This is a genomic window from Streptomyces sp. NPDC020747 (assembly GCF_044334695.1).
Taxonomy (GTDB): domain Bacteria; phylum Actinomycetota; class Actinomycetes; order Streptomycetales; family Streptomycetaceae; genus Streptomyces.
Genome location: NZ_JBIRTJ010000023.1, coordinates 1 through 21,118 on the forward strand (window position 1 = coordinate 1; position 21,118 = coordinate 21,118).

Annotated in this window: 15 protein-coding genes; 2 read left to right on the forward strand and 13 right to left on the reverse strand. The window is 72.6% G+C overall.

Going from position 1 to position 21,118, the window contains the following annotated elements; genetic code table 11:
- Positions 1-202: 202 nt before the first annotated feature.
- Genes ACH4YP_RS42790 through ACH4YP_RS42800 form a run of 3 tightly spaced genes read right to left on the reverse strand, consistent with a single transcriptional unit; the run spans position 203 to position 3,056 of the window.
- Entirely contained in the window at positions 203-1,108 is a 906-nt protein-coding gene (locus ACH4YP_RS42790) for an MBL fold metallo-hydrolase (protein ID WP_361062040.1), read from the reverse strand.
- The gene (locus tag ACH4YP_RS42795) at positions 1,105-2,004 is read right to left on the reverse strand and encodes an SRPBCC family protein (RefSeq protein ID WP_361062043.1); all 900 of its coding nucleotides are present in this window, start codon (positions 2,002-2,004) and stop codon (positions 1,105-1,107) included. The genes ACH4YP_RS42790 and ACH4YP_RS42795 overlap by 4 nt, the downstream gene beginning before the upstream one ends.
- The gene (locus tag ACH4YP_RS42800) at positions 2,001-3,056 is read right to left on the reverse strand and encodes a class I SAM-dependent methyltransferase (protein ID WP_361062046.1); all 1,056 of its coding nucleotides are present in this window, start codon (positions 3,054-3,056) and stop codon (positions 2,001-2,003) included. Before ACH4YP_RS42800 ends, ACH4YP_RS42795 begins: the two co-directional genes overlap by 4 nt.
- 207 nt (positions 3,057-3,263) lie before the next feature.
- On the opposite strand from ACH4YP_RS42800, the gene ACH4YP_RS42805 reads away from it, so the two are divergent.
- Entirely contained in the window at positions 3,264-3,674 is a 411-nt protein-coding gene (locus tag ACH4YP_RS42805) for a nuclear transport factor 2 family protein (RefSeq protein ID WP_361062049.1), read from the forward strand.
- On the opposite strand, the gene ACH4YP_RS42810 is transcribed toward ACH4YP_RS42805, so the two are convergent.
- Together ACH4YP_RS42810 and ACH4YP_RS42815 are read right to left on the reverse strand one after the other, a co-directional pair.
- On the reverse strand, positions 3,650-4,693 hold the full coding sequence (locus tag ACH4YP_RS42810) for an acyltransferase domain-containing protein (RefSeq protein WP_361062146.1): 1,044 nt from the start codon (positions 4,691-4,693) through the stop codon (positions 3,650-3,652). The genes ACH4YP_RS42805 and ACH4YP_RS42810 overlap by 25 nt on opposite strands.
- A gap of 2 nt (positions 4,694-4,695) precedes the next feature.
- Entirely contained in the window at positions 4,696-5,727 is a 1,032-nt protein-coding gene (locus tag ACH4YP_RS42815) for a methyltransferase (RefSeq protein WP_361062052.1), read from the reverse strand.
- A gap of 346 nt (positions 5,728-6,073) precedes the next feature.
- On the opposite strand from ACH4YP_RS42815, the gene ACH4YP_RS42820 reads away from it, so the two are divergent.
- The gene (locus tag ACH4YP_RS42820) at positions 6,074-7,741 is read left to right on the forward strand and encodes an FAD-dependent oxidoreductase (RefSeq protein WP_361062055.1); all 1,668 of its coding nucleotides are present in this window, start codon (positions 6,074-6,076) and stop codon (positions 7,739-7,741) included.
- 157 nt (positions 7,742-7,898) lie between these two features.
- On the opposite strand, the gene ACH4YP_RS42825 is transcribed toward ACH4YP_RS42820, so the two are convergent.
- The 8 genes from ACH4YP_RS42825 to ACH4YP_RS42860 form a co-directional block, all read right to left on the reverse strand.
- Positions 7,899-8,795 carry a peptidoglycan-binding protein gene (locus ACH4YP_RS42825; protein WP_361062058.1) on the reverse strand — a complete coding sequence of 299 codons (897 nt, stop codon included), beginning with the start codon at positions 8,793-8,795 and terminating at the stop codon, positions 7,899-7,901.
- Entirely contained in the window at positions 8,795-10,390 is a 1,596-nt protein-coding gene (locus ACH4YP_RS42830) for a DUF6519 domain-containing protein (RefSeq protein ID WP_398496653.1), read from the reverse strand. Before ACH4YP_RS42830 ends, ACH4YP_RS42825 begins: the two co-directional genes overlap by 1 nt.
- 88 nt (positions 10,391-10,478) lie before the next feature.
- Complete coding sequence (locus tag ACH4YP_RS42835; protein ID WP_398496655.1) at positions 10,479-12,629, reverse strand: hypothetical protein; 2,151 nt, start codon at positions 12,627-12,629, stop codon at positions 10,479-10,481.
- 55 nt (positions 12,630-12,684) lie between these two features.
- Positions 12,685-16,617, reverse strand: coding sequence for a putative baseplate assembly protein (locus tag ACH4YP_RS42840; protein WP_398496656.1), 3,933 nt, complete (start codon positions 16,615-16,617; stop codon positions 12,685-12,687).
- The gene (locus ACH4YP_RS42845) at positions 16,614-19,784 is read right to left on the reverse strand and encodes a putative baseplate assembly protein (RefSeq protein ID WP_398496658.1); all 3,171 of its coding nucleotides are present in this window, start codon (positions 19,782-19,784) and stop codon (positions 16,614-16,616) included. Before ACH4YP_RS42845 ends, ACH4YP_RS42840 begins: the two co-directional genes overlap by 4 nt.
- Entirely contained in the window at positions 19,781-20,167 is a 387-nt protein-coding gene (locus tag ACH4YP_RS42850; RefSeq protein ID WP_266504243.1) for a GPW/gp25 family protein, read from the reverse strand. Before ACH4YP_RS42850 ends, ACH4YP_RS42845 begins: the two co-directional genes overlap by 4 nt.
- Positions 20,164-20,517, reverse strand: coding sequence for a hypothetical protein (locus tag ACH4YP_RS42855; RefSeq protein ID WP_398496660.1), 354 nt, complete (start codon positions 20,515-20,517; stop codon positions 20,164-20,166). The genes ACH4YP_RS42850 and ACH4YP_RS42855 overlap by 4 nt, the downstream gene beginning before the upstream one ends.
- 19 nt (positions 20,518-20,536) lie before the next feature.
- Positions 20,537-21,073: a phage baseplate assembly protein V gene (locus ACH4YP_RS42860; RefSeq protein ID WP_361062076.1), complete on the reverse strand. Its 537-nt coding sequence runs from the start codon at positions 21,071-21,073 to the stop codon at positions 20,537-20,539.
- Positions 21,074-21,118 lie beyond the last annotated feature (45 nt).

The window sequence follows — 21,118 nt, forward strand, 5'->3', positions numbered from 1 at the left end:
GGGGGGGGGGGGGGGGGGGGGGGGGGGGTGGGGTGTGGGGGGGGGGGGGGGGGTGTTTGTGGGGGGGGGGGGGGGGGGGGGGCGGGGGGGGCGGGGGGGGGGGGGGGGGGGGGGCCCCCCCCCCCCCGCCTCTTCATGTGCGACTTCGTGTGCGACAGAGGAGCTCACGTATGACGGGCGGGTTCACGCGTGGCGGACGGGCTCAGGCATGACAGACGGGCAGCCCTCCGTGGAACTCCAGCATCTGCCCGAAGGCGTCCATCTCGTCGAGCGGTTCGCCCGGTTCGCCGCCGCGCGCCTCGGCGTACGCCCGGACCAGGTTGGGCACGATCCGCTCGCGGTCGAGCAGCGCGCCCCACTCCCTCCACTCGACGGTCGTGGCGACCTCCCGTGGCGTACGGGCCTCGGCCAGGCCCTCGGCGGCGAGCCGCTGGATCCAGCGGAGATAGCCCTCGCAGGCGTCGAGGATCTCCGGGCCGCCCACCTCGCCGTGCCCCGGCACCACGGTGGTCGCGCCGAGGCCACGCAGCTGTTCCAGGACCCGCAGCGAGCCCGACACCGACCCCATGAGGCAGAACGGGGTGACCCCGTTCATCACCAGGTCGCCGCAGAACAGCACCCTGCTCCGGGGCACCCAGACCGCGGTGTCGCCCCTGGTGTGCGCGGGTCCCACATGGATGAGGTGCACGTCGTCCTCGCCCGTGCGCAGGGTCATCCGTTCGGAGAAGGTCACCGTGGGCAGGGTGAGGGCGACCTCGCCCCATTCCACGTCGGGCCACAGTTGCTGCAGTCCCAGTCCCGACTCGGCCATCTCCCGCCGGGCCTGCTCGTGGGAGATGATCGTGGCCGCGGGGGCGAAGACGCAGTTCCCGAAGGTGTGGTCACCGTGCTGGTGGGTGTTGACGACGCCGAGCGTGGCGGCCCGCGACACCTTCTCGACCTCGGCCCGCAGCAGGCGGGCGCGGGCGACGGTGGCTGCCGTGTCCACCACCACCGTCGCCTCGCCGCCCACGATCGCCCCGGCGTTGTTGAGGCACCAGCCGCCCGCCGGCTGCACGAACGCGTGAACGCCGTCGGCGACCTCCTGGAACCGGGGGGCCGCGCTCACGCACGACCTCCGGTGGCCGGGGCCGGGGTCCCGCCCAGCGCGGACAGCAGTCGGCGCAGTTCCGCGCGGACCGGTTCGCGCAGGGTCTCCGGGTCGGGGCCGGCGCCCGCGAGCGGCAGAGTGACCGTGTGGCGGAGAACCACCTCCACCTTGTCCGGCGCCACCTGGGTGATGCGCCAGCGGCCGGTCTGCGCGTGCAGTCCCTCCGGCGGGTTCAGGGACTTGTAGACGATGTCCGTGTCGTTGGGCCGCAGCCAGAAGTAGCGGGCCGCCGCTCCGGTGACCTCCAGCAGTGCGGCGTCGTCGCCGAGTTCAGTCACCGTCACACCGGTCGCCTCCGGATGGTGCACAGCCCAAAGGCCGGTGCCGACCAGCCGGGCGCGGACGTCGTCCGCGGTTCCGGCCACCAGTGCGGACTCCTCACCGGTGACGTATCGGCGTGCCAGGTCGGCGCCCAGCTCCCCGACCGCCTTGTATCCGGCGAGTTGGGCCGGGACCTGCTGGTCGAACCCCGCCCGCAGCCCGGCCTCGGCCGCCGCGTCGGACAACACGATCACGTGCTGGACCCGAACCAGTGTGCCGCCCCCGGCGGTGGCCTCGAAGGTCCAGGTGCCGCGCTGGTCCAGCACCGGTGGCACGGGGTCCACATGGGTGAAGACGACGCGCAGGGCGGCGCGGTCGACCCTGCGCCGGAACGTCCAGGCGCGCATGCCCCGTTCGGCGTACACCCAGCGCTTGATGACGTCCTCGCCCGCCCCGTGTTCGAGGAGCTCCGCATGCATCTGCGAAGGGGCGTGGCGTGGGGCGCCCGCCGGGTCGGCGACCAGGTCGAAGAGTCTTTCGGGCTCGGCGGCCGCGGTGATCTCGTGGGTGGTGGTGAACCGTGTGCGTGTCATGCCGGACGTTCCTCCCTCGTGGGCCGGTTCGCCACGACGGCCTGGAGCGGTACGCCCGCGTGCCGGTGTGCACGGGCATCGGTGAGCCCGGCCTTCGTGGCCATGTCCTGGTACGCCCGTGGTGACAACAGCTCGCCGCCGTGGGTCCAGGAGAGCATCAGCAGATTGAGCAGGTGGGCGTGTTCCGCGTCGGTGGTGCCGTCGCCGGTCATGAACTGCGCGACGACGAGTCGCCCGCCGGGCCTGAGCACCCCGGCCAGCCGGCGCACCAGTGCCGCGGCCCGCTCGGGGTCGAACAGGAAGAGCAGGTTGCCGGCCACGACGAGGTCGTACGAGCCGTGCGGCAGCCCCGCCCCGAAGGCGTCGCCGGGCGACAGCGTCACCCTGTCGGCGACGTCGCCGGCCTTGGCCCGGCGCTGGGCGACCTGAAGCACGGCCGGCCAGTCCTGCATGGTCACCCGGGCCCGCGGGTGGCGGGCGGCGAGGGTGAGGCCGAAGGCGCCGGAGCCGCAGCCGACGTCCAGCACGTCGGGGGCCTCCAGGGTGTGGAGCCACGGCTGGAGGAGGTCGGCGACCATGGCCGCGCCCTTCGCGGTGGCCGGGGTGGTGTGCTCCGCGAAGTCGGTCCAGTAGGCGAAGTCCGGTGTGCGGGCGTCGACTCCGGCCAGGGGCTTCCCGGTGCGCACGGTCTCGGTGAGCCGTCCGAAGACGTCCCATTCGCCATGGCTCGCGGCGATCCTGGCGATCCCGCCCACGTACCGCGGACCGGCGGTGGTGAACAGCGGGGCGGAGCCCGGCAGCAGCCGGTAGTCGCCTTCCCGGGCGGCCAGCAGTCCGCCGGAGGCCAGGGCGTCGAGGAGAAAGGCGGTCGCGCGCGGGTCGGTACCCAGACGCTCGGCGATCTCGACGGCCGACGCTCCGTCGCCGATGGTGTCGACGGTGTCGAACACCCCCAGTTCGAGCGCGGTGCGCAGCATCGCCGTTCTCTTGAAGCCCGTCAGGGTCGCGAAGACCTCCTGCGGACCGATGTGTGAGCCTGCCGTGTCCGGCATCGGCCTCCCTCTCTCCCGATGTGCGTGTTCTCTCCCGAGGTGCGCGAGCACGGTCCCCTGCCGCTCCTTCCGGGGCCACCGGGTGACCTGCCGCGCGGGCCACGCTGCCGGAGCGGTGTCGACGGCCGGTCAAGCCGAGCTCAATGGGTCTTCGACTCGGCGAGGCGATGCTCGGCCTGACTCCAATACCGGCGAAGGGAAGCGGGCATGACGCTCTATCAGGAGGTACAGCACTTCTACGCACGCCAGATGCGCTGGCTCGACAGCGGTGCCACGCGGGAATGGGCGGGCTCCTTCACCGAGGACGGGGTGTTCCGGGCCAACGCCCACCCCGAGCCCCAGATCGGTCGGGCCGCGATCGAGACCGCCGCGCAGAAGACCTCGGCGCAACTGGCCGAGCAGGGCGTCCGGCGCCGGCACTGGCTGGGCATGCTCGAGGTGGAGGAACGGGACGACGGCAGCGTGCTGGCCCAGACGTACGCGCTGATCGTCAACACCCCGCGGGGCGGTGTGCCCGAGGTGCTCCTCAGCTGCACCTGCGACGACGTTCTCGTACGGGAGGAAGGCCGGCTGCTGGTGCGGCGGCGTCAGGTCTACCGCGACGATCTGCCGAGGTAGTCCAGGGCGCTCTTCCAGGTGTCCGGGGTTCCTTCCCGGCCCGGGGGCAGCAGCGGGACCACCACGCCGCTGCCCCCGCGCACCGCCGGATGCCGCCGGGCGAACACGGCGAGGCTCTGCGACGGTCCCGCGTCCACGAGGATCAGCGGGGTCCCGCCGGCTCGGGGGTACGGGCCTGCGCCGGACCGGGGCAGCGGGCCGCCCTCGGTGAGCAGCGCGTGGAGAGCCTGGCGGAAGAGCACCGGTTCGGCCAGCTGCCCGGCCCAGAATCCGGGGTCGACGGCTTCCTCGGGACGTACGGGGCGGGCCGTCCGGGTCGACCAGACGGTCGTGTCCGGTGCCCGTAGCGGGAACCGTCCGAGGTCGCGCTCGAAGGTGAGGGCCGCGGGTCGTGCGGCGGGGCTGTGGAAGGGCTGCCTGGCGGGTACCGGGCGCCAGGCGATGCCGGCCTCCCGGAGCGCCTCCCCCACCCGGGACAGTCGTGGCCGCGGGCCGGCCAGCACGGTGTGCGTCGTCGCGTTCTGCGCGGCGATCACGACGGCGTCGGCCCGGTCCGGGGGATCGACGAACGGTTCGAGTCGGGCGGGGGTGGCCGCCACCGCGAGCATCCCGCCGTCGGGCAGGGTGCCCACGGCGTGCGCGCGGGCGGCCATCACCCGGGCGGCGCCCGCATGGTCGAAGGCATCCGCACCGTCGAAGACACGCGCCAGGGCGGCAGCCGCCAGCTCTCCCACGCTGTGCCCGAGGTAGGCGACGGGCTTGATCCCGTACCGCTCAAGGCAGCGTCCGAGCGCGTAGCCGATCGCGAAGAGCAGCGGCTGGGCCACCGCTGCCTCGTCCAACGCGTCACCGGACCGGCCGGACAGCCACAGGTCTCGCAGCCGTCGGCCCTCCTCGCCGAGGTGCTCGAACAGCGGGTCGATGGCCGCCGCGAAGGCTGGTTCGCCCGTGTACAGGTCGACGGCCATGCCACCGTGCTGTGCACCCTGCCCGGGCAGCAGAAGCACGACGTCCGACACGGTCAACTCGCCACCCGGCACTCCAGCAGGGCCAGATAGGCGTCGACCGGGCGGTCGGACTCCACGCGCAGTCCGCCCTTCTCGATCAGGGTGCGCAGCTCGCTCATGGTGCGTCGGCCGCCGCCCACGTTGAGGAGCAGCATCAGGTCCACCGAGGTGGTGAAGGTGACCTCGGGGCTGGCGTCGACCGCGTTGCCGATGACGACGATCCGGGCTCCGGGCGGTGCGGCGGCCGCGACGCTGCGGAGCACGGCGACGGCGTTCTCGTCGTTCCACTCCAGGATGTTCTTGAGGATGTAGACATCGGCCTCGACCGGTATCGACTGCCGGATGTCACCGGCGACCAGACTCGCCCGGCCGGCCGGTACCGCCTCCGCGCGCAACCGTCCGTCGGCGTTGTCCAGCGCCTCCTGGGTGTCGAACAGCACGCCCTGGATGTGGGGGTGCTTGGTCATGAGCGCGGCGAGCAGGTGTCCCCGTCCGCCGCAGACGTCGACCACCCTGACGGCGTCGGTCAGGTCCAGGCCCTCGACGATCGCCCGCTCGGAGAGGTTGCTGGACTGGGTCATCGCCCGGTCCATCACGCCGGCCGACTCGGGCGCCTCGGTGCGCAGGTAGCCGAAGAAGTCGTCACCGTGCAGCTGTGGGAAGGCGGCCTTGCCACTGCGTACGGAGCTCTCCAGGTGCGGCCACAGTTCCCAGGTCCAGGGTTCGGTGCTCCACAACACGATGTCCCTGAGGCTGTCCGGGGTGCCTTCCCGCAGCAGCCGGGACATGTCCGTGTGCGCGTAGGTGCCGTCGTCCAGCTCGGTGAAGACGTTCTGCCAGGTCAACGTGCGCAGCAGTCGACGCAGGGCTCCCGGTTCGGCGTGGACGGCCGCCGCGAGCTCCGCCAACGGGACCGGTGTGTCGTCGATGGCGTCGGCCAGGCCGAGTCGGGTGGCCGCGCGGAGCGCCGCGGCACGGGCGGCGCTGAGGGAGAGGTCCCGCAGCTGCCTGACCGCGGTGGATATCCCGGTGGTGGTGCCGGTCATGGAGACCGCCCTTCGGTTCGGGTTCGGGTTCGGGATCGGGAATCGGGAATCGGGAATCGGGCGGTCAGGAGCGTCGCCGAAACGTGTCGGTTCCGGCTCGACCCGCGGTGGAGCGGCGACTCGGACGCTTGACCGGCCTGACGCGGACGCCCTTACCGAGCTGATCCGGGTGCCTCCCGCGGGCCGAAGCGGCTGCCGCCGCCGGAAGGCGCGGACGGCTCCACCGGGATTCCGGCGGTGTTCGAGCGGCCGCGGACACGGTGGGGCCGGTCTGTCGTCCCGGTCCGCGAGGCGGGCCGGTGTTCCGACGGACCCGGGGAACCAACAGCCGAGTCGAGGGAGTCCGATGCAATCGTCCGACGACGTGGTGCCGACACCGGACGTGCTCGTGATCGGCGCCGGACCGGCGGGTCAGACCGCCGCGCACGAACTGGTCCGACGCGGTGTCCGGGTGCGTCTGATCGACGGCGCGGCGGGTCCGGCCGTGACCAGTCGCGCCACCGCCAACCACGCCCGCACGCTGGAGACCTACTACCAGATGGGCATACTCGACGACATCCTGTCCCGCGGCCAGCGTGCCGAGCACTTCACCATGCACCGTGCGGGCCGCGAACTGATCAGGTTCGACACCGACTACTCCACGCTGCCCACCAGGTTTCCCTTCACTCTTCAGGTGGACCAGGTGATCACGGAGGAGGTGCTGCGACACCGGCTGCGTGACTACGGGGTCGAGGTGGAGTGGGGTGTCGCGCTCACGCGGGTCACGCCCCGGACGGACGGCGTCGACGCCCGTCTCGAACACCACGACGGCACGGTGGAGGAGGTCTCCGTGCCATGGCTGGTCGGTGCCGACGGCGGACACAGTATGGTGCGCAAGCAACTCGGTTTCGAACTGCTCGGCGACTCCACGGAGACCTGGCTCATCGCGGACGCGGTGCTCGAGGCCGATCTCCCGCGCGACAGTTTGCACTGGCTGCACGTGGAGGGCGGCACGATTCTGCTGGTGCCGTTCCCCGAGCCCGGCAAGTGGCGGTTGCTCGACACCAGGGACGTGGACGGCGCGGGTCGGCCGGACGTGATCTCCGCCCGCTTCGCCCGCAAGATCTCACGGGCGCTCGGTCAGGACGTTGTCGTACGCACGCCCACCTGGATCTCGGTCTTCACCATCCAGCAGCGCATGGTCAGGCGGATGCGGTCCGGGCGCTGCTTCGTGGCGGGCGACGCGGCGCACGTGCACAGCCCGGCCTCGGGACAGGGCATGAACACCGGGATCCAGGACGGCTGCAACCTCGCCTGGAAACTGGCCGACGTGATTCACGGGCACGCCGCCGACGAACTGCTGGACACCTACGCCGCCGAGCGGGTCCCGATCGGTGAGACGCTCCTGAACTCCACCAGGACCGCAACGGGGCTGGTCGCCCTGCGCAACGCGGCCGCCCCGGTGGCCCTTCCGCTGGGACTGGGTTTCCTCAGGGCCGTCAAGCCGCTGAAGCGGAAGGTCGAACGCAAGATGATGGCCGGCATGTCCGGCCTGCTCCTGAACTACGCGGAGAGCCCGCTGACGATGGCCGCGGCGGCGGACGGCAAGGTGGCGGGGATCGCGCCGGGGCACCGGGTCGGGTGCTCGGCGCAGACCGAACGGTCCTCCCCGGGCTGGCGCGAGATGTGCGCCGAACTCGCCGATCGGCGTTGGGCGTTGCTGGTGTTCACGGACGGCCGTGAGCAGGCCGGTGAACTGCGGTCCGATCTGGAACGGCTGGACGAGGGCTACGGCACGGCGGTTTCCATCCGGACGGTGTGCGCCGTGGCCGATCCGCCGGTCGACGCCCTCCACCCGCTGGCCGACCCGGACGGCCGGCTGCGCGCGGACTTCGGGGCCCGGGCGGGGGACTTCGCACTGGTGCGGCCGGACGGCTACGTATGCGGCAAGGGCCGGTTCGGCGACGCGAAGCGGATGGCGGAGGTGCTGCGCACGGCGCATCTGCTTCCCGCGAAGGACACCGTCCGCACCTGACGGTCACCGGCCCAACGGTCTCAAGGGCAGTAGTCCCGAAGGCGTACGGGCCCGGCGGGGGCGAATGCCCTCTCGGACCCGGCGCCCCGCCCGCCCAGCACTCGGCCGTACGCGGTCACCGCCCTCAGCCTCCCGACCCGGGCACCTTCAGCGGCCCTCAGCCCCCTGACCCGGGCACCTTCAGCGCGTCCCAGGTGACCTTGCCCGGGATGCCGTCCGCGTCCTTGCCCTTGAAGCCTCGCTTCTGTTGCCAGGCCGCGTAGGACTTGCGGTCGGCCTCGGTCCAGTCGGGGCCGGGGCCCTCCTCGTAGCGGCCGCAGCCCTCGGCGACGAGGCGGCGGCCCATGGCCGTGATGACGGGGGACTTCTGGCCGATGTGGAAGAAGCCGCCGCCGGGGAACGGCTCGTACGACGGTTTGGGCGCGGGCTTCGGGTCGGGGGCGGGCTTGCCGCTGTCGCCCTTGCCCCGCAGCCGCTCGGCTATGCGCCCCCGCATGCCGTCCATCGTGAAGCCGCGCGGGTCCGTCTTGCCCGGCTGCCACTCCTTGTGGCCGATGACGGAGCGCTCGGTCCAGCCGTGGGCGCGGCAGATCGCCGCGGAGACCTTCTCGATGGCCTCCTTCTGGGCCTCGGGCCAGGGGTCCTTGCCGTTACCGAGGTTGATGCACTCGAAGCCGTAGAAGTGGCGGTTGCCGTCGGTGTCGGCCTCGTTGTCGGACGGCAGCTTCGACTCGTTGACCACCGCGCGCAGTACGTCGCCGTCGCCGAGGCCCGCGTGGTTGGCGCGGCCGTTGCCGACCAGGTGGACCTGGCCCTTCTTGTCGATGACGCCGTGGCACAGGGGGCCGGGCAGGCCCGAGTAGCCGTCGTAGCAGATGTCGACGGAGGCGTCGGTGCCGGAGGTGACGGTGTGGTGGATCATCACGCCGTTCATCGGACCCCAGGGGCCCTTCGAATTGCGGTTGTGGCGACGCCAGTTGCGTACCTCGTGGACCGTCAGGCCCTCGGCGCGCAGGATCTCCACCAGCTTGGACGCGGTCAGGGGCTTCGCCATTACTTGTCTCCTTCCACGGCCGCCTCCGCCTCGGCGGTGGTCTGCGACCGCCCGCCGGAGGGGTCGGACTCCGCCGCCTGTTCCTCCTGTCGCGCCCGGGTCTCCGCCGCGAGCGTCGCCTCGTCCGCCGCCGGGATGCTGCTGGCGAGCGGGCCGAAGGCGAGCCGCAGGTCCAGGGCCTCCCCCTCGCCCTTCACCAGGGCGAGCGGCGCGAAGTGGCGGGCGATGCCTGCCGGACCCCGCAGTAGTGGTCGACGCGCCTGGTCCACCGGCCACTCGACACTGCCCGTGGCCGTACGGGCGGGGACGATCCAGTGGTCGCCTGTGCGGTACGTGCCGCCCTTGGCGAAGTAGACCTCGACACCGTCCTCCAGGGGCAGCCACTCCCCCTCGGTGACCGGAACTGCCCCGCCCCGCAAGGTGGTTGACCGGCCCTTGCGCCTCGGGCCCTCGTGGTGGTCCCAGCGGCGCAGGAACGGGTGCAGGTGCGGCAGGCGTCCGACGCCCGGCTCCGGCTCGGCGGACAGGCGTACGCGGCGACCGGGCAGGTCCAGTTCCTCGACCCTCAGCAGCGGGAGGGGTTCGAGGCGGGAGGCGTACGCGGTGTCGGTGAACTCGACCCGGTCGCCGACGTCCAGGTCCAGCTTGTCGTCGTGGCCGAGGGACGCCAACTGGACCCAGGTGCCGTCGAGTTCGTCGACCGGGAAGACCACGGAGCCGTTCTCGCGGGACCACTTGAAGGTGGCGTCCTTCGCCCCGTTCCCCTTGGTCCCCTCGCTCGCCGCGCCGCCCTCGTGGACCTCCACTCGGTACAGCTGGTTCTCGGGGCCGCGGTAGCGGGAGTCCGGCTTGACCAGGCAGGGGTCCTCGTCGGCGTGGTCGGGCCGCTGGGCGCGGGCGGCCAGCCGAGCAGAGGGCGCGGCCTGCTTCTGCGCCCAGCGCGCGAAGGCGGCGCGGACGACCTCCTTGGACGGTTCGGTCTCCTCGGTCTCCAGCTCGTCGAGGGCCAGCGGCAGTACCTGCCAGACGACCTTGGCGCGGGCGGCCGTGTCCGGCATGGCCGCGCCGAGCGCGACCTCACGCAGCGCCGGGTCCTCGGCCGCGGTGACCGAGCGCTCCCACACCTGGAGGTAGACGACGAAGGGGGCCTGCGCGGGCGAGGGCAGCCGGTCGCCGGGCTTCTCCGGGTCGCGGTAGCCGTCGGGCTGGTCCCAGTAGGTCCAGTGGGCGGGCGGCCGCACGGAGTCCTGCGCATTCTCCTTCGCAGTCTCCTCGTCGCCCTCGTCCGGTACGGGGACTCCGGGGGCCGGGCGGTCCGCGTCGCACAGGATGCCGTCGACGTAGTAGCGGCCGCCGTGGATGTGCAGGGTGTCGATGTCGTGCTTGCCGCCGACGTACTCGATGCGGAAGCCGGCGGCGTCGCGCGGGCCTCCGTGCGGGCCGATCAGGTCGGCGGTGAGCGCGCGGGCCTGGTGGAGCTGGATCGCGGTCTGTTCGTTGGCGTCGGCGTCGAGCTGGACGCGGCCCTGCTGTGCGATGACCGCGGAGTAGTGCCGCTCCGGGCGGAACGTGGAGCGGGAGAGGTCTGCGTGCATGAAGGGGATCCCCCTGGTTCAGGAATTGCGTGCGGGTTCTGGGGCGCGTCGAGTGCGCGTGGGGCGCGGGGGCAGGTCACCGCGAGGCTCAGGTCACGAAGAAGATCCCCGCGTCCGTCCCCGCGGGCGTGTACTCCGCGAGCCGTGCCCGCAGGCTGTCCTCGCGCTGCGGCCGGTACAGGTCGTGGAAGGCGCCCGGTTCGGCCCCGTCCTCCGCGCCGCGCCGGATCTCCTCGGCACTCCGGTCGGCCAACAGCCCGTACCAGGGCGTCCCGTAGCGCTGGGAGGTGAACAACGGCCGTACGCGGGAGGCCTGTTCGGGGCCCACCAGGTCCGGTTGGCAGCGGTGGCGGCGTGGCGTACGGGAGCCGGTGGGCACGTACGAGAAGCGGACGCAGCCGATGCCTCGGCGGGCCACGTGGAGCCGTCCGGTGAAGACCGAGTTCTCGGCGATCCGGACCGCGTGCGTGTGGATCTCGCCGATCACGGTCGTCCGGTGCAGGTGCAGGACGGCGTGGGCGTGCCGGCAGTCGGGGGCGGAGAGCGCCTCGCGGTCGTCGGCGGTGGCGTCCAGGACGCTGTCGCGGAGGTGGATGTCCAGGGGTTCCTCGGAGACCTCGTCGCCGATGACCTCGATCGTGCCGAGGATGCTGTGCTCGACCTGGAGGCACGCGGTGGTGCGTTCCAGGACGATGCTCGGCTCCTCGGGCGAGTGCGGGTCGCACTCCGGCTCCAGGGACCAGCCGGGCACGAGCGTCGAGTGGCGTACGACGACGGCGCCCATCGGGCCCGTGACATTGATGCCGCGACCCGCGACGAGCAGTCCGTCGAGCACGATCCGCGGTCGCTCGCCGGGAGCGCAGTCCTCGGACACCGCACGGATGTTGAGGGCGTCGGGGCGGTTGCTGTACCAGTCGAGCAGCCGGATCACGGGCCGGGTGCCCTCGGCCGCGCGCAGTTCGAGCCGGTCGCCCGGGTCGAGGTCGAAGTCCAACTGCTCCTGGTAGGCGCCGCTGTGGGTGATCTCGATGATGCCCTCGGGACCGCAGCGGCCTGCCCGCCGGTCGTTCTGCCAGGCCCGGTAGGCGTCCATGATCTGCCGGTACGTCTCGCCGGGGCCGACCCGGAACACGGTGGCGTCCGGGCGCGGCTCCCGGTCGCGTACGTACTCGCCGCCGCCCATGTCGGCGGCGAACGCGTAGTGGTAGTCGACCCAGACGCCCTTGCGGGGCGCGGTGCGGGCGCCGAAGGCGATCCGGCCGAGCTCCGGGTCGACGGCGACCTGGCCGCGCTTGGGGCGGTAGCGCCAGTCGGACAGGTCGGCGACCACGATGTCGGAGGGCGGCACGGGCCGGTCCTCGCCGTCGCGCCGGATCACGAAGCTCTTGCCGGGGCCGTAGTAGTCGGCGAGGCGGTCATGGAGCTGACGGCGGCGGACGAAGGCCGGGACGTTGTCGATGGTCGCGATGTGGGTCGGCGACGGCTCCGGGACCGGCTTGGTCACCAGCGGGGTGTCGTTGCCGAGGATCGAGAAGGTGTAGAGGTTGCGGGCCCGGTCGACGCAGTACGCCGGTGTGGACGTCAGCGAGTACGCCTTCAGCCGCCATACGAAGAGTCCGACGCCCGCCGGGCTCCAACCCCCTTGCCGGTGGCGGGAGTCGGCCCTGCGTACGTCGACCGAGCGGGCCACCGCGCCGAAGGGGCCGCCGGCCAGGTCGAGCGCCGAGCCGTCCCTGAGGTCGACCGTGCGGCCACGAGTCCCGCGCCGGTCGCCCCCACCCCCTCCGGTCCCGTACAGCTTCACCGGCTGCTGGTGGGAGACGTGACGGGAGAGCTCGACGGCGCGTGCGGGCCAGTCCGCCACCCGCTCGGAGAGTTCTTCGAGGAGGTGGAGAGTGCCCTTGCGACGGCGGTTGGCTACGGTCGCGGCGACATCTCGGCGCGGTGCGACGGCCTCGGTGAGCGCGGCCGAACTCCCGCCGCGCAGACCGGTGGTGAGGACGCGCTCGTAACCCGGGAGGGTCCGGTAGCCGACGAGGTCGCCGAGGTACGGCAGCACCCAGGGGGCCGCCGTCTCCACGAACAGGTCCTCGTAGCCCTGCTCGACTCCATTGCGTACGAGGTCGAGTTGCTCGGCCATGACGGCGAGCAGGGCGCGCAGCGGTTCGCCCTCCTGGGCGTCGCGCAGCCGGTGCCACTGGGGCAGCAGCTCGGCGAGTCCGTCCGGTTCCCTGGACATCACACGGCCTCCGTCTCGAACTGGACGTCCGGGAACGTCACAGACATCGCCGCCATCACTTGACCTCCGTCAGAATCAGGGTGTCCGCGGCCTTCGGCGACAGCAGCGTGAGCTGGGCCGGGCGGATGCCGCGGAAGACGTACACCGAACGGCCCTTCGCCAGGCGGCGGGTGTCGTTGATGTCGGGGTTCAGGCGCAGGAGTTCGGCGAGCGGGACACCGTGGCGGGCGCAGATCGCCGACAGGGTCTCGCCGTCCTTCGCACGCACGGTGTACGTCTTCTCGTCGTACGTGGCTCCGCGTGCCGGTACCGATGCCTTCGGCGGGCCCGGGTTCGCGAGGAGCTTCGTGAGTTCCTCGGCGGTGGCGGAGGCGCGGACGCCGGTGAAGACGTCGACGTCCACGTAGTCGACACCGGGCACCTGGTGGGCCGTGGCCAGGATGTCGGAGAGGCGGGCGGGCTGCCCCAACTCCCTTCCCTCGTAGCCGAGTCGGCGCAGGAGTGCCTGGCGCAGGCGGGGTTCGACGACCTGCCAGGTGTGGTCTGGCGCCACCTTCACCCTCGCGGCGACGAGGAGCGCGACGAGTTCGCGTACGTCCACGCGGACCGGGAGGTTCGGGTCGCCGTACTCGGTGAGCGCGCCGCGCAGGGCGCGGAGGAGATCCGAGTCCTCGGCGATGGGCACGTCGTCCGTTCCCGCGACCGTCACATGCAGCACGCGCCGCCGTCCGTCGAAGAGTTCGCGTGCGGTGGCCCGGCCGATGCCGGCCCGGGAGCGGGCGAAGTCCTCGTAGTCGACCTCCGAGACCAGGCGGTCCAGGGCCGAGACGGCCAGCGGGACCGTTCGCCGGGTGAGTCCGGGTCCGTCGGCGTCGGCGCCGCCCGTGGCGGAGCGCGGGTTGGTGACCGCGGTGACGCCGAGAGGGCGGGTGAATGCCTGGGTGATGCGGCCGGCCGCCACGTTGGCGGCCCTGCCGGTGCCGAAGCGGTAGCGGGCGCGGATGTTCTCGTGGCCGCTGGGCAGTCGGGCGCCGTGGACGCCGTCGCCGAAGGTCACGGTCGTGCGGCCGTCGGCGGTGGTCCCGGTGATGTAGACGCGCTCACGCGGGCCGCGCCCGGCAAGGCTGTCGACCTCGTGCCAGAGCACCCCGTCGACCCTCACCTCCAGGACGGGGGTGGCGCCGAGGGGGTTGTCGTCGGCGAGCCAGGTGAGCGGGGACTGCCAGAGCGCGAACGTCTGGTTCGTACGGTCCGAGTCGCCGCTGCCGATCGGCTCGTCCCTGCCTTCGCCGTGGGTCGCCTCGACCACGTTGCCGAGGATCCGCACGGAGTCGCGGTGGTAGCGGTACGCGAGGTCCGCGGTGAGCGTCAGCCTCGTATGGACGTGGTCTCCGGGCAGTTGGGGATCGACTGCCGGGGCGGCGGAGGCGATGGTGACGACCTCCGTGGCCTGGACGGCCGCCACGCCCGGGATGTCACTGCGCTCGCCCGCGACGACCAGCGTGCGGCCCGGCCTCAATCCGTCGTACAGCTCGGCGAGTTCGATCTCGTTGCCGTGCACGTCCTCACCCAGCGGCTCGTCGGCCAGGCGCAGCGGTTCACCGTCCGCGTGGACGGTGGTGTCGCGGATGTGCGAGAGCAGGACGTCGAACTCGTCCAACCACGGGTCGGCCAGGACGAGTTCGGTGCCGCGTCCGGTGATGCCGTAGTTGGTGTACGCGGCCGTCCGCGCAGCGACCACCTTCGTGGTGACGAACGCGAGCTTCTTGTCGCCCGGGACGCCGCCCTCAACTCCCTTGCCGGGCCGCTGGATCGCGACCCAGCTGCCGACCGTGATGCCGTCGTGCACCCGGTCCAGCTGCAGGACGCGGCGGTTGGTGGGCTCCGGCTTCGAGGCGATGACCACCTCCACGTTCGGCGCGGCGCTGCCGACGGTGTACGTGAGGCTCACCTCGTACTCGCCGTGCGTGAACCGCTCCGGGACGCCCGGCCGGAGGGCGACCTGCTCGGACGTGCCGTTGTGCACGCCCACGTGGACCAGGCCGTCCTCGTCCGGGCGGGACACGAAGAGGGTGCGGTTGGGCAGCCCTTCGCGGAGGACCGCGGTGACGCCGGGTTCCTGGGAGTCGGTGGGGCGCCGGTTGAGCCAGCTCAGCTCGCGGTCCTGGCCGGCGCGGGTGGACAGGTCCACCTCGCCCGCGCCGAGGCGGAAGGTGACCGGCACCGCGACCGGCAGGTTCTCCGCGCGCTGGTCGGAGCTGCTGCCCTCGACGTACTGGAACTCCGCTCGCACCGGGACCTTGCCCGCCGTGTCGAACACGACGCGCATGCTGACCAGGGCGGCACCGGTCAGGGGCCAGTCCGCGGTGCGGATGACGCGGCCCCGGTCGTCCTGGACCGGCTTGAGCGGGGCCATGGCTCCGAAGGGGGCCGTGGTCACGCGCATCGCGAGGAGTTCCCGCAGGAGTTGCGGGGTGCCGGGTACTGCGGCCGTCCGCCAGGCCCGGTGCAGGCCGGTCAGGCCAGGGTTCAGGGCCGAGAGCAGCCGGGCCGTGTCCGCGCCTGGGCGCCGGGGCTGTTCGGCGCCGGTGGTCGGCGCCGGGACCTTGCCGCGGAGGGCGGGGAGGACGGAGCCGAGGGCTTGGAGGGCGGCTTCGCGGGGGCCTAGGGGGGGCGGGGTGGCGGAGGCCGTCGGGGCGGGGAGGGTTGTCCGGCTCGGGGTGGCGAGGACAGTCGGGCTCGGGGCGGCCGATGCCCGGCCCTGGCCGATGGCTTCCGCCGGGCCCTGGTCGCCCGAGGCCGCCGTCCAGGCCTGCTCGTCCGTCGGCGGCACCGGCTGCGAGGGCGCCAACTCCAGTGCGCGCTCGGCCAGTTCGGCGAGTACCGCCTCCAGCTGCTCGAACCACGCCGCGACATCCTCGTACGGCGTCGCGAGGATCTGGGCCTCACCGAGGCGTGCCAGGGGCTCGGCGAGGCGGGACGCGAGGCTCTCCGGGGTCTTGATCCCGTCCAGGTCGGCACGCAGGGGGGCGAGGACCTGGTCGTCGACGTCCTCGATCAGGCGGCTGACCGGGCGTGGGTTGGGGACCTCCGGGGTGGGCGGTTCGTCGCCGGGGTCGCCCGGCCCCTCGGGCTCGGAGGTCCAGCGCCGTACCTCGTCGACGAGTTCCCGGAGCGTGGGCGGGGCCGACCGGGCCAGGCCGATCGCGGTGATCTCGTCGTCCCGGTCGATCCGCACCCTCGCGACGGGCAGCAACTTCGGCTCGACGCGCGCCTGTTCGCCGAAGACGAAGAGCAACTGGTCGCCGGTCCGGAGGGAGTTGGCCGTGCCTTCGACGAACAGCTCCGAGCGTCGCTCCAGGTCCGCCGGGGTGACGAGGGACGGGCGGCGGCGCCGGACCTTCAGCTCGTTCCAGTCCCAGCGGGCCGTCAGATCGCGGCTCGTCTCGAAGGTCTGCGACTCCTCGTCGGCCGACGCGGGCACGCTGTGGCTCTGTGCCCCGCGCGGGATCACCACGGGCAGGGTCTCGGCGCGCGGATCGCGTTCGAGGCTGTACGCGAGGTGAGTGGAGGCGGCGACACCGGGGCGCGGCCGGTGGCCGACGAGTCGGCCGAGCAGGGCGAGCGAGCGGTGCTCGTTGGCCGTGCGCAGGTAGGCCTCGTCGGCGATCCGCTCGGAGTGGAAGGTGAGCAGGTCACCGAGGACGGCGGTGGCGTCGAGCAGGCCGATCGCCGGGTCGTCCGGGGTGCGGACCGTGAGCCCCTTCAGGGCCGGGTACGCGGGCGAGGCCAGCCGGTCGAGCTGGGCGGCCAGGAAGGACCCGTACTCGCCGACGCGGTAGTCGAGGGCGGTGCGGCCGGGAGGGTTGTGGAGCGGGGCGGGGGCGAGGCGCTCGTCGTGGCCGCCGCACGCGCCACCGCAGCCGCACGTACCGCCGGACCCGCAGTCGCCGCACGCGCCGCCGCAGGTGCAGTCGTCGTCGTTCATCGGGCACCTCCGAGGGATATCGCAAGGCGGCCGTTCTCCGGCCGGTCGGGGTCGTTGTCGCAGGTGGCGATCTCCAGCGGGCCGAGCCGCAGCACGCCGTCCTCCCTCTCTCCTCGGTCCTCGTGGAACAGCCTTCGCAGCCGGGTGACTTGGACGCTCTCGACACCGGGCACCGCGGCCGCGACGGCCACCAGACGGCTGAGCCGGACCGGTTCGCCGAAGGTCAGCGCGTCCGGGTGGAAGAAGCCGAGCCGCCCGCCCTGGAGACGGCCGCCGCCGAGTACGCGGTGCAGCTCGGCCAGGATCTGCCCGTGCTGGTGGCCAGGCTTGGCGCACACCCTCAGCGCGATGTCGAGCGGCACGAGCCGGGCAGGCCCGACGACGAGGTCGTGGCCGATGCGCCGGTACTCCTCCAGGGCCTGGGCCACCTCGGCGAGCAGCCTCTGCGAGGGGGCGCCGGTGCCGTACGGGTCGACGGCGATGTGGGCCTCCTGGACGCTGCCGGTCCAGCGGATCGCGGCGGCGGCTCGCTGCACCCCGGGCAGGACGGAGGCGAGGGCCGCGTAGTCCTCTGCGGTGACCGCGCGCAGGCGGGTGCGGCGCAGGTCGAGCGGGGCCAACTGGCGTACCTGCTCGACCGGTTCGGGCTCCGTGCCACCGACGGCGGGCAGCGGGTTGCGTACGCCGGCCACGGGTGGCTCCGCGCGGTCGCCGCCATCGCTGTCATTGCAGAGGACGAGGTGATTGATGGCCTCCGCGCCGACGTTTCCGGCGGTGCCGCCGCCGAGCCGGTAGCGGAGTTCGAGGCGGGCGCCGGGGGTGGGACGGGCGCCGTGCCGGCCGTCGCCGAAGCGCAGGGCGAGGCGTCCGTCGTCCTCCAGTTCGCCGACGAAGTGCCGGTCGCGGGGCGTGCTGTCGAGCAGGTCGCGGCGCGGCTCCCACGTCACGTCATGATGACCGTCGCCGTCGCCGTCGCTGTCGTGGAGACGTACGGCGGGCAGCGCCTGGCGCGGGTCGTGGCGGAGCGCCGCCGAGGCGGGGCCGCGCAGTACGAGTTCGTCCGGGTGCAGTCCGGCCGCGTACGCCGGTCCCCAACTGTGCGCGATCTCCCAGGCGATGTGGCCGTCGAGGACCGTGCCCGCCCGGGCCCGTGCCGTGAGCACCTCGACGCGGCGCAGCTTGGTGTCGAGCAACTGGTCGCTGCGGAAGAGGAGTTCACGCAGGGCGCGAACCGGGTGGAGGTGGAGTTCGAGGTGCTCCAGGGTCTTCAGGCCGTAGATCACGGTGAGTTCGGCGATCTCCTGCTCGCCGAGCCCGTCCCGGTCACGGGCGCTGCGCCACAGCTCGACGAGGCGCTGCCTGACCCGTCCGGGGATGGCGGCGATCCGCTCGGCCTGGCCGTCGGCGACCGTCCGCGGGTCCGGGAACGGCACGGTCTGCGCCACGGGCGAGCGGCCGAGGACCGGCCGGAAGCGGGCCGCGATACCGGGGTAGACGGACTGGGCTAGCAGGGTCCTGAGGGCCGCGACCTGCGCGTACGCCGTGCCCGGCACCACCCTTTCCTGCCGCTGCCCGGCGAGTTCCAGGCCAAGACCGGCGCGTACGGTCGCGTCCTCGCCGACGACGTCGAACAGCTCACGGACGTCGTCCGGGGCGAGCGGATTGCCGCATTCGGCCTTGTCCGTAAGGGAGTTGATGAGCCGGGCGGGCGCGTTGCCCTCGTCGCGGTCCCGGCAGCCGAAGGCCGGGGGATCGCAGGAGCCGACGACGGCGGGTACGGGCGGCACGGTCACCGTCTCCGGCAGGCCGTCGCCGCACCAGTTCAGGGAGCGGCCGTGGTCGACGAGGACGACGTTGCCGCGTGCGAGTGTCACGTCCCCGACGGGTTCGCAGTCGCGTCCACCGCGGGTGGCGAGGCAGAACGGGAAGCGGAGCGCGTCCCCCGCGGACCAGGTGACCTCCAGGACCGGCTGGTCCTCGATCCGGTCGACCGCCGGGGTGACGGAGGTCAGGCGCACGACCTGCCGGTGGGCGGGGTCGGCATCGCCCGGGGTGCCGGTGCGCGGGCCCTTCACCTCCTCCAGTACGAGCAAGTCGCCCGGTTTCAGATCGAGTCGGCGCTCCTCGCACGTCTCCGCGTCACGCCACTCGTCGCGCAGGGTCGCGGCGGTCGCTCCCTTCGGCAGGGAGGACACCTCGCCGCCCCAGGTCCACAGACGGATCGCGTTGTGGGCGGCCCGCAGCTCCAACGGGTCGGCGGACACGACCGGTTCGAAGACCTCCACCGATCCGCGCTCGTCGAGTTCGGCGAGTTCACCGTCGTCGATGACCGTGCCGGGCTCCGGGCGGTCGTGCGGGTCGAGGGTGCGTACGTCGACGGAGGCGAAGCGGTATGTGCCGGGCAGCAGCGTGTGCTCGCCCGCGGTCTGCACGGTCACGTACGCGCGGGAGTTGGCGCCGTCGTGCATCGCGTAGTCGATGAGCCGGACATGGCGGCGTACGGAGACCCGGCGGCGCGCGGTGTCGAGGTACGCCTCCGTGGCGACCGCGTCCTGCTGGTAGCTGATCTGGTCGCCGGTGTACGCGAGCAGCTCCACGAGCGTCGTGCCCAGGTCGGCGGGGTTGCGCTCGATCCAGTCGGGGGTGGTGAGCGCGAGCCGGTCGAGGAGCAGCTTGCGGATGGTCTCGTAGTCGCGCGCGGTGTAGTCGACGACGGGCGCCTCGGGGAACTCCCGCGCCCCGTGAGGCTCTTCCACGCAGTCGAAGGGCGTCGGGCAGTCTGGCCCGAAGGCGAAGTGCGCGCTGTGGTAGCGCTGGTCGAAGCCTCGGTACGGCTCGGTCCCGGGGCGTCCGTACGGGTCGGTCTCCACGAGGGAAAGCCGGTAACGGGAGGTGTCGCCGGACTTGTCGAGGGTGACGTACAGCCGGTCGTCGAGTTCGGGGTCGTCCTCGCGCTCGACGCTCAAGTCGACCGCCTGGATGCCGGTGATGCGGCGGCCGCCGTCGATGCGTACGTTCTCGGCGCACAGGCCGTGCGGGGCCTTGCCGAGGAAGGTGACGGTGAGCGTGCGGCCGTCGTCGCCGACCTCGACCGCGTCAACTCCGTTGAGCTGGGCTGCCCTTACCTTCGACCGGCGGGAGATGGTGGTCGTACCCGTGCTCGTCATGCCGCGGGCCTCCCTTCGAAGACGTCGTCGCGGCGCGTTCCGGTGGAGCGCACGGCGTACGAGAGATGCACGCGGACGGCGTTGTCCTCGCTGACCACGTCGAGGTCCTCCACGTCGATGAGGTCGCCGAGCCAGCGCTGCAAGGAGGCCTGCACGGAGAGTTCGAGGGTGCTGGTGAGTTCGGGGCTGTTGGGCGCGAACACCAGGTCGAGCAGTCCGCAGCCGAAGTCGGGACGCATCACGCGCTCGCCGGGGCTGGTGAACAGCACCTGCTCGATCAGGTCGCGGACGTGCTCGTCGTGGCGGGCGTGCGCGGTGCGGCCACGGCGGTCGGCCCGGAAGGGGAACGCGATGTCGCTGCGGGGGCGGGTGCGTGGGCTCATCGGACGGCCACCCTTCGGCGCTCGGCCCGGACGACCGGCGGCCCCTGCGGCACGAAGGCCGCGGTGAAGCACTCGGCCGCCGAGGTGTCGAGCAGCACGGACGCGCCGTCGACCGTGACGCCGGAGCCGTCGACCGTCCACCGGACGGAGACGCACGGCACGGGCACCCCGTCGACGGTGTGCGGGCAGCCGGTGACGACGTACCCGTGCTCGGCCGTGGCGACGGGCACACCGTCCATGAGCACGGCGGAGGTGGATGTGGTGGCGGCGGTGGCACGCCCGCCGTGCGGGCAGCTGATCACGGCACCGGTGCCGAGCAGACCGCCGGATGCCCCTGTTGCGCTGGACACTTGATTCGTCCCCCGTCTTCTATCGCTTGGAGAGCACGGTCAACTGGCCCTCGTTGATCGTCACTTGGTCACCGCGCAGCAGGACCTCGGCGCCCGCGCCGGTCGCGATGACCACGGCTTCCTTGGTGATGCGGATGTAGGCGCCGCCCTGGGCCTGGAGCAGGATTCCCTGGTCACCGCCCGGCGGATCGCTCATCACGATCTTGTGCGCCCCGGGCGTCTGCACCACGACCGGCTTGGCCTGCGAGGCGGGCTGGACGAGGCGGCGCGCGTCCGGCGGCAGCTCGCTCTGCTCGCCGTACCAACACCCCGTCCACACAGGGAAACTGGGGTCACCCTGCTCGAACTCGACCCACACACCCGCTCCCGGTGGCGGCACCACGAACTGCCCCGCCTCCGGCCCGGTGAACGGCAGGCAGGGCAGCGCCCACGTCGACGGCTCGTCGCCGAGGACGTCCGGGACCTCGACGGTGATCCGCCCGATGTGCAGCGGGTCGTTGTTGTCGATCACCCGGCCGCGGAACTTGCCGAGGTAGCGATTGCTGGGTGCCGCCATGCTGAACTGCTCCTGCTCTGTGGGGTGTTGCTGGGTGGTGCGGGG